The 9,115-nt window shown below is 41.1% G+C and carries 8 protein-coding genes; 7 read left to right on the forward strand and 1 reads right to left on the reverse strand.

From position 1 onward, the window contains the following. A partial coding sequence (locus HW45_RS18265; RefSeq protein WP_038228781.1) for a DUF2326 domain-containing protein occupies positions 1–1,447 on the forward strand: 1,447 nt, incomplete at its 5' end. 101 nt (positions 1,448–1,548) lie between these two features. Here the strand turns inward: HW45_RS18265 and HW45_RS18270 are convergent. Continuing rightward, the gene (locus HW45_RS18270) at positions 1,549–2,643 is read right to left on the reverse strand and encodes a tyrosine-type recombinase/integrase (protein ID WP_029789939.1); all 1,095 of its coding nucleotides are present in this window, start codon (positions 2,641–2,643) and stop codon (positions 1,549–1,551) included. Between the two features lie 136 nt (positions 2,644–2,779). On the opposite strand from HW45_RS18270, the gene dusA reads away from it, so the two are divergent. From dusA to HW45_RS18300, 6 genes are all read left to right on the forward strand, one after another. Continuing rightward, positions 2,780–3,784 (forward strand): tRNA dihydrouridine(20/20a) synthase DusA, encoded by a 1,005-nt coding sequence (gene dusA / locus HW45_RS18275; RefSeq protein ID WP_081875856.1) that lies wholly within the window; start codon positions 2,780–2,782, stop codon positions 3,782–3,784. A 165-nt stretch (positions 3,785–3,949) separates the two neighbouring features. Beyond that, complete coding sequence (locus HW45_RS18280) at positions 3,950–4,159, forward strand: envelope stress response protein PspG (RefSeq protein ID WP_031495169.1); 210 nt, start codon at positions 3,950–3,952, stop codon at positions 4,157–4,159. Between the two features lie 99 nt (positions 4,160–4,258). Continuing rightward, a complete protein-coding gene (locus HW45_RS18285; RefSeq protein WP_031495170.1) occupies positions 4,259–4,489 on the forward strand; it encodes a hypothetical protein in 231 nt (76 codons plus the stop codon). Between the two features lie 86 nt (positions 4,490–4,575). Further along, complete coding sequence (locus tag HW45_RS18290; protein WP_152559691.1) at positions 4,576–6,450, forward strand: assimilatory sulfite reductase (NADPH) flavoprotein subunit; 1,875 nt, start codon at positions 4,576–4,578, stop codon at positions 6,448–6,450. Next, a complete protein-coding gene (gene cysI / locus HW45_RS18295; RefSeq protein ID WP_038228775.1) occupies positions 6,450–8,183 on the forward strand; it encodes an assimilatory sulfite reductase (NADPH) hemoprotein subunit in 1,734 nt (577 codons plus the stop codon). Before HW45_RS18290 ends, cysI begins: the two co-directional genes overlap by 1 nt. Continuing rightward, the gene (locus HW45_RS18300; protein ID WP_038228778.1) at positions 8,176–8,949 is read left to right on the forward strand and encodes a phosphoadenylyl-sulfate reductase; all 774 of its coding nucleotides are present in this window, start codon (positions 8,176–8,178) and stop codon (positions 8,947–8,949) included. The genes cysI and HW45_RS18300 overlap by 8 nt, the downstream gene beginning before the upstream one ends. Positions 8,950–9,115: the final 166 nt, after the last annotated feature.

The raw sequence follows: 9,115 nt of genomic DNA on the forward strand, positions 1-9,115 counted from the left end.
ACTTAGGCTGCAAGAAAACTTAGAGGATCCGTTATCTAAGCAAGTCGAGATCTGTAGAAATTGTCTCTCAGGTTCAAAAAGAATCCTGGAAGTTGATGGTAAGCCTGTTCTGTCAAAAAATTTAGATATGGAGCTCAAAAAGAAAATTTTCTCTTATGAAGAAAAAAAACCAACTTTTAAACAACTAAAAGCGAAAAATATAAGAGATGAGGCAGAGCGATTAGAGAATACGGTTAGGGTACTTGGTAACTTTGGTAAGTTAGAAGAGTACGAAGCGTTATATCTTTTTTGGTTAGGCATTGATTACCCTGACGCAGAGAAGAAAAGATTACTTCTTGAAGAGAGAAGTATTGAAGATAAGCTGTATACTCGTCTATTTAACGAAAATAGTGAATCTAAATTAAAGCAATTTCTCACTATCATTCAGCGTGACATTGATAATTTAGAAATAAAGAAGAATAGCTTCAATATTAACGATGAGTATGAATCTGACTTGGAGCTTTTAAATGAAACAAGGGCTAACTTAAATTCATTTTATTCAAAGCAAAGTCAACTTGAACTAAGAAAAGATCTGATCGAGGAAAGCTGTACAGAGCTAATGAATAACTTAGCAAGTACTCAGACTTCGCTTTTGTCAGAATTATATGAGCAAGCTAATTTGCTTCTTCCTGAATTGAAAAAAACTTATAGTGAGACTGTAGCATTCCACAATAAAATGATTGAGGAGAAAATACACTTTGTTTCTGGTGAGATTCCAAATATAGATGCTCAGTTATCGAAGCTAAACTCAGATATTCAAGATAGTTTGGTTAAAGAAAAACAGCTGGTAGATAACCTTAATAAATCAGATGCAATTGATGATTTACAAGAAATAATTTCACAGTTAAATTCTAAATATGAGCAAAAAGGTCGATTAGAAGAGAAGCTTGAGCAACTCGTATCTTCGAGAGAAACGTTGGAGGGTATTGATAAAAAACTTTCTGATATAGATAAATCTATTTACGCATTAGACGACTTAGTACAAGAAAGAGTTTCTAAGTTTAACCAATTCTTCTCTGAGATATCAAACAACCTGTATGGTGAAAAGTTTGCATTGAGTGCAACTTTTGAACAAAAGAAAAATACAGATCAGCATTTCTATAAGCTATATATTGACTCACTAGATGGGCAGACTGGTACAGGTAAGAAAAAAGGCGAGATTGCCGCTTTTGATATTGCTTATGTGAAGTTTGCTGAATCAATTGGAATTGATTGCCTTCATTTTATAATGCATGATCAAATGGAAGTCGTTGACGATAATCAAATCGAGGGGCTTGTACAAGAAGTGATCAATTCTAATTGCCAGTTCATTGTCCCGATATTGAGAGATAAGCTCCCTGTTGCTATAGATAAACCTGAGTATCAGGCTCTATCATTGTCTCAAGATGATAAATTATTTAAGATTTGAATTAAAAAAGCGTAGATATGATGGCACTTTAACGTTTCAAGTGTCATCATTATCAGCTAAATCTACAATTATCTTTGGTGGCAATAAATAAGATAAATAAATTATGACCTTTCAATTTCATTTTGCCTCTTAAGCAGATTAAATTTCTCATGTACGCGATTTGGGAAAAGCTCAGTGTAAATTTGCCAAAGGGTGTTTAGATTTCTATGACCAGTTACTTGAGCTACTTCTTCAATTGAAAAGCCTTGTTCAAATAAACGGCTTGCTCCTTCTCTCCTAAGATCATGGTATCTAAGGTCTTTGATCCCTAGTGAGCTTCTTACACGTTGAAAGCCAGCGGAAACACTTTTGCTGTTGTAGGGGAAGATACGGTCGCAGGTCTTAGGTTGTCTATTCAGGATTTCCCAGGCTTCTCCTAAAAGTGGAACCCACATATGATTCCCTTCTTTTTTACGAGGGTCTTTACGATCTCGTACCTTAACAGCTCTAGTTCCTTCGTCTACGTCTTCCCATAGAATTTTGCATACTTCACCAATCCGCATACAGCTCAAAATAGAAAAATCCAGAATATCTAAAAACGGGATATGAGCAGCACGATGTTCTTGTCTTCTCCGAAGTTCTACCTTGATTCTGTTCAGCTCTGACGTTTCAGGGCGTCGGCTTCTTCGGTTTGATTTAGCAATTAGATTGTGTTGATAAAGAGTATAGTAAGCTTCCTGTACGACAGAATCGTTAATATCTATACCAAAAATTGGCTTTGCAGCTCTAAGAACACTGCGAAGATATGAAATATCACCGGACACTGTTTGAGGGCTTGTTCCCGCATCATTACGATCTTTACAGTGCTGAACAAGGTTGGCTACGGTCAACTTGTTCGCTTGTATTTTCGCTAATTCTGTATCGACTAGCATGTTGAGGCCATAACGTTTTGAACGACCTATGCTTTTCGCAATGTGAGGTTCATTTAAGTACATGATGATCAGCTCTCTAAGAGTAACTTCCGGGCTTTTACCAGGTAGGCCGTGTGTTTCGAGTTTGGATACAAGCGCCGTGCCCCATACTTTTGCATCGGCTTTTTTCCCGAAAGTACGAGATTCACGATATACTACGTCATTACCTTTTTTTAATCGAACAACACATCTATATCGCAGCACCCCTTTGCTGGTTTTACGTTTCTCCAATGTAAAGCTGGCCATCTATGGTTCCTTGATAGTTGTTCGAATGCGTGCCCCATATGATACTGGGATACATATGGGGCACGCAATAGCGAAAAATGATTGAGAATAATTGAAAATGAACCGAGAACAGAAAATAGATAATTCTTTGCAAAATATGGACTTGTCTAGTAATATTGATGTGTCAAAGAGTGGAAGATTTAGCGTGGCACCCATGCTCGATTGGACAGATAGACATTGCCGTTACTTCCATCGTCTAATGTCATCGCAAACGCTGTTGTATACCGAAATGGTAACGACAGGTGCGATTATCCACGGTAAAGGTGATTTTCTTGCGTATAACGAAGAAGAACATCCGGTAGCGTTGCAGTTAGGTGGGTCTAATCCGGCGGACTTAGCGACGTGTGCAAAGCTTGCCGCGGAACGTGGATATGATGAAATCAACCTCAATGTGGGTTGTCCTTCGGATCGTGTTCAAAATGGTCGTTTTGGTGCTTGTTTGATGGCGGAGCCAGAGTTGGTGGCGGAGTGTGTCGCGGCGATGAAAGAAGTTGTTGATGTTCCAGTAACGGTGAAAACACGTATTGGCATTGACGATCAGGATTCTTATGAGTTTCTGACGCGATTCGTCTCTCTTGTCTCAGAAAAGGCGGGATGTGAACAATTTACTATTCACGCGCGTAAAGCTTGGTTAAGCGGCTTGAGTCCAAAAGAAAACCGAGAGATTCCACCACTGGATTACCCACGTGCTTATCAAATTAAGAAAGACTTTCCTCATTTACAGATCGCAGTGAATGGTGGAGTGAAGACCCTTGAAGAGTCTCTTGAACACCTGAAGCATCTAGATGGTGTCATGATAGGCCGTGAAGCGTATCAAAACCCTTATATTCTTGCGCAAGTTGACCAACTAATCTTTGGGCTGGATACTCCAGTGAAAAAGCGCAAGCAGGTTGTGGAAGAGATGTATCCATACATTGAGCAACAGTTAGCGAACGGCTCGTATCTTGGTCATATCTCTCGTCATATGATTGGTTTATTTCAGGCGATGCCTGGTGCGAGGCAGTGGCGTCGTTACATTAGTGAAAATGCTCATAAGAAGGGTGCCGGCATTGAGGTACTAGAAACTGCATTAGCGAAAATACCTGCGGAACTTGACGTGTAAGATACCAACTTATTGGTCAATAATACCAACTCCTATTGTGCTCAGTGCCAATAGGAGTTTTTGTTTTTTGTAAGTGTATGATTTTTAATGCTTACAATAGTTGGAACAGTTCCTGCAACACCAAAGTTAAGTCGTTAATGAAGTCACAAGCACGTAGGAGGTGTTATGTTTGAACTGATTTTCGTATTGGTATTTTTGGCTACACTGGTAATGACAGGCGTAACAGTGATGACAGTAACGTTGGCTGTGGTTGTTTCGTTTGGTGTGATGTTTATGTTGGGAATGGTCGGCATCGTCTTCAATTTACTCCCGTATATTATCGCGTTCCTTATTGCGATTTGGTTGTATAAGAAAGTAGCAGCACCATCAAGTTAACAAAATAGCAACAAATATCCCTACAGATTAAGGCGTAATTGCTATAGTTAGTGTATGGCACTAGGTACAGTAGCTACGCCGAGATTTCTGGAGGGAACCATGACAATGACTGAGTTAAAGCACCTATACCATCAGAACTTGTTAGCCGAGGCGATCATAGAACCGTCTTCTTCTGATGAAGGTTGGATTGTTGAGTTTCGCCACAAGCAGGGTGGTTTTCTTATGTTGACTGATATTCATGGTGCTGAATGTCAGTATAACGATCTTGATAAAGCGTCTAAGTCTGCCTTGGCCGTTGGCTTTACTGAGGTTCGAATTGAAGCCAAGTAATCCTCTCTCTTCTTCCAAAAAGTTATAAAACATTCATATCTATTCTTTCTTGTTATTAAGGTGGTTGGTTAATCTATCGTCACGCAATGATTAGGGATGTCGTGACAATGTCTTCAAATGTAAAACAGTCATCAAATGGCAATACACAACCACAAGAGCTACCTAATGTAGCTGCACCATTAAATGACCAACAGATCTCACAACTTCAACAAGCTTCGAGTAATTTATCTTCTAACCAACTTGCTTGGGTGAGCGGATACTTTTGGGGATTGAGTCAAGCACAAGCTCCTACCCAACTCACCCCTGTAGCCAGTGCAGTAAATACAGCCACGGCTTCTGTACCTGCTGGAAAACTGTCAATTATCTTTGCTTCACAAACTGGTAACGCGAAAGGTGTTGCGGAAGAGTTGAAAGAAGAAGCAAGTACTTTAGGTATCGATGCAGAGCTGTTTGATGCGAGTGACTACAAAGGTAAAAACCTAGCAAAAGAAACGCACGTTATTATCGTCGCTTCGACTAATGGAGAAGGTGAAGCGCCTGACAACGCTATTGAGCTGCATGAATTTCTGCAGTCCAAAAAAGCCCCTAAACTTCCAAACTTAAAATATGGTGTGATTGGTTTAGGTGATTCAAGTTACGAGTTCTTCTGCCAAACAGGTAAAGACTTTGATTCTTTTTTAGCTAAGCTGGGGGCAACCTCATTCATCGACCGAATTGACTGTGATGTCGACTATGATGCGCCAGCTGAAGAGTGGCGTGCAAATGCTCTGGAAAAAATAAAAGCTGACCTCGCATCTCAAGCTGCAGAGGTTGTAACACTGCCGGTTGCTAATAATACCGCTGCGGTAACCTATACCAAAAAGAACCCATACACTGCGACGTTACTGACTAGTCAAAAAATCACCGGACGTGATTCTGGCAAGGATGTTCGTCATATCGAAATAGATCTAGAAGGCTCAGGTATCACCTACCAGCCAGGCGATGCTCTTGGTGTATGGTTTGAAAACAATAGCCAGTTGGTTGACGCGCTTCTAGCTCAAGCTGGTTTGTCTGGCATCGAAAGTGTCGATGTTGACGGTGAAAGTCTATCCCTTCGTTCTGCGCTGATTCGCCACTATGAAATTACCGCTGCGAACCCTCAATTAGTTAGCCAGTACGCTGAACTCTCCAACAGCAAAAAGCTGCTTAAGTTAGCCGAAGACAAAGATAAGCTGCGAGAGTTCGCGGGACGTACTCAGGTATTAGACGTATTTAAAGAGAAGAAAACCAAACTTGAAGCATCACAGTTACTGTCATTGCTACGCCGTCTAACTCCTCGCCTTTACTCTATTGCTTCTAGTCAAGAGGAAGTGGATGAAGAAGTACATCTAACAGTTGGGCTGGTGGAGTATTCTACTGGTGAGGAGAGTCGCTACGGTGGTGCGTCGTACTTCCTGTCTCGTGATCTAGAAGAAGGCGCAGAAGTAAAAGTATTTGTAGAACACAACAACAACTTTAAGTTGCCAGAAAATGGAAATACCCCAGTTATTATGATCGGCCCAGGCACTGGTATTGCGCCATTCAGAAGCTTTATTCAACAGCGTGATAATCAAGGTGATAGTGGTAAAAACTGGCTGTTTTTTGGTGATCGTACCTTCACACAAGATTTCCTTTACCAAGTTGAATGGCAAAAATACCTTAAATCGGGTGTCTTAAGCCGTTTAGATGTGGCGTTTAGCCGAGATCAACATGAGAAAGTCTATGTACAACACCGCCTACTAGAGCAAGGTGAACAAGTGTGGCAATGGCTTGAAGAGGGGGCACATATCTACGTGTGTGGTGATGCGAACCATATGGCTAAGGATGTACACAATGCACTGTTAGAGATTACTAAGGTGCATGGTGGAAAATCACCAGAACAAGCTGAGGAGTTTGTCAGCGAATTAAGAAAAGCAAAACGTTATCAGAAGGATGTGTACTAATGAGCAAGCAATCAGTGACTATTCAAGAAGTATTAGGTCAAGAGTTAGGACCACTATCTGATAACGAACGCTTGAAACGAGAAAGTAATCTGCTTCGCGGTACGATCGAAACAGATCTACAAGATCAAATAACGGGCGGCTTTACAGCGGATAATTTCCAGTTGATACGATTCCACGGTATGTATCAGCAAGATGACCGTGATATTCGGAACGAGCGAGCTAAGCAAAAGCTCGAACCTCTACATAACGTCATGCTACGAGCAAGAATGCCAGGTGGAGTAATAACGCCGAAACAGTGGCTTGCCATTGATCAGTTTGCAACAGAGCATTCTCTTTATGGCAGCATCCGTCTGACTACTCGTCAAACGTTCCAATTCCATGGTGTACTGAAGCCAAATATAAAGTTGATGCACCAAACACTGAACTCCATTGGTATTGATTCAATTGCCACTGCTGGAGATGTGAACCGAAATGTCTTGTGTACAACTAACCCTGTTGAGTCTGAGTTACATCAAGAAGCGTATGAGTGGGCGACTAAAATCAGTGAACACTTACTACCCAAGACTAAAGCCTATGCTGAGATCTGGTTGAACGGTGAAAAAGTAGAAACAACGCAAGAAGATGAACCTATTCTAGGCAAGAACTATTTACCTCGTAAGTTCAAAACCACCGTAGTGATACCACCGCAAAATGATGTAGATGTTCATGCTAATGACTTGAACTTTGTTGCTATCGCAGAAGAGGGCAAGCTTGTCGGCTTTAATGTGCTGGTGGGTGGCGGATTAGCGATGACACATGGTGACACCAGTACTTATCCAAGAAGAGCAGATGATTTCGGTTTTGTACCGCTTGATAAAACGCTTGAAGTGGCTGCTGCAGTAGTGACGACACAAAGAGATTGGGGTAACCGCTCTAACCGTAAAAATGCCAAAACCAAATATACTTTGGATCGTGTAGGTATTGATGTCTTTAAAGCAGAAGTAGAAAAGCGCGCCGGCATCAAGTTTGAGCAAAGTAAACCATATGAGTTCACAGAGCGTGGCGACAGGATTGGTTGGGTTGAAGGTATTGATGGTAAACACCATCTAACACTCTTTATTGAAAATGGACGTCTACTGGATTTTCCGGATAAACCTTTAAAGAGCGGCGTCGCAAAGATCGCTGAAATTCATAAAGGCGATTTTCGAATGACGGCCAACCAAAACCTTATTGTGGCTAAAGTATCCAAGTCGAATAAAGCCAAGATAGAAAAGATAGCCCGTGAACACGGCTTGATGGATGACACAGTATCAGAACAGCGCAAAAACTCGATGGCGTGTGTTGCTTTCCCTACGTGTCCTCTTGCGATGGCAGAGGCTGAACGTTTTCTACCAAGCTTTGTTACTGATGTGGAATCTATCTTGGATAAACATCAGATCAATAAAGAAGAGAGCATTATCTTACGAGTCACTGGATGTCCTAATGGTTGCGGACGTGCAATGTTGGCTGAAATAGGGTTGGTTGGTAAGGCGCCGGGTCGTTATAACTTGCATTTAGGTGGTAACAAAGCAGGTACTCGTGTTCCTAAAATGTATAAAGAGAACATCACCGAAGCGCAAATCCTAGAGGATATCGATTCGTTAGTTGGTCAGTGGGCAGAACAACGAGAAACAGGTGAGGCCTTTGGAGACTTTGTCATTCGAGCGGGCATCATTCAAGAAGTGAAAGTATCGAAAAGGGACTTCTATGCTTAAACTCCAGGAGCAATCAACATTAAATGATTTACTTTCGCTCACCAAAACCGAACAGATCCTAAAACTGGCGGAGCTTAATGCAGAGCTGGAACGGCTCAATGCAGAGCAAAGAGTTCGATGGGCGTTTGAAAATCTACCTGGACAGCATATCTTGAGCTCGAGTTTTGGTATGCAGGCTGCGGTTATGCTTCATTTGGTTAGTCAGGTTCGTTCAGAAACCCCGATAGTGTTAACAGATACGGGGTACTTATTTCCTGAAACCTATCAATTTATTGATGCGCTTAAGGAGAAATTAAACTTAAACCTACATATATATAAAGCAGAGTTGTCGCCGCAATGGCAAGAGGCAAGATACGGAAAGCTGTGGGAACAAGGTCTTGAGGGAATCAAACGTTACAACCAAATGAATAAAGTGGAGCCGATGAGGAGAGCTTTAGAGGATTTGAGTGTTCAGACTTGGTTTTCAGGATTGAGAAGAGAGCAGTCGGAGAGTCGATCTAACTTGCCCGTACTAGCGATTCAAAATGGCAGATTCAAGTTTCTTCCCATTATAGATTGGAGTGACGACCAGATTGACACTTATTTATCGGAACATGGCTTGAGTTACCATCCGTTGAAAGACCAAGGGTATCTTTCTATTGGTGATACTCATTCGACGGAAAAGTGGAAGCCAGGAATGAAGATAGAAGAAACTCGCTTTAACGGCTTAAAACGAGAATGTGGTTTACATGAAGATGACGTCGAACAAGATGGTTCAGGAATCTAGAGTAAATCGGTTATTAAAAAAGGAGGGGAAACCCTCCTTTTTTAATAACTCTGTGGATAACTTGTAATTAAAATAAGGATAAAGTGGGATAAATAAAGCTTTGAATGAAAAAGAAACGCTTAGTCGTTATTTTTGTATTTTTTCCTAAAAAACGCTTGCCAATGTG

Origin of the sequence: Vibrio sp. ER1A, from assembly GCF_000733315.1 — a bacterium.
Taxonomy (GTDB): Bacteria; Pseudomonadota; Gammaproteobacteria; order Enterobacterales; family Vibrionaceae; genus Vibrio; species Vibrio mediterranei.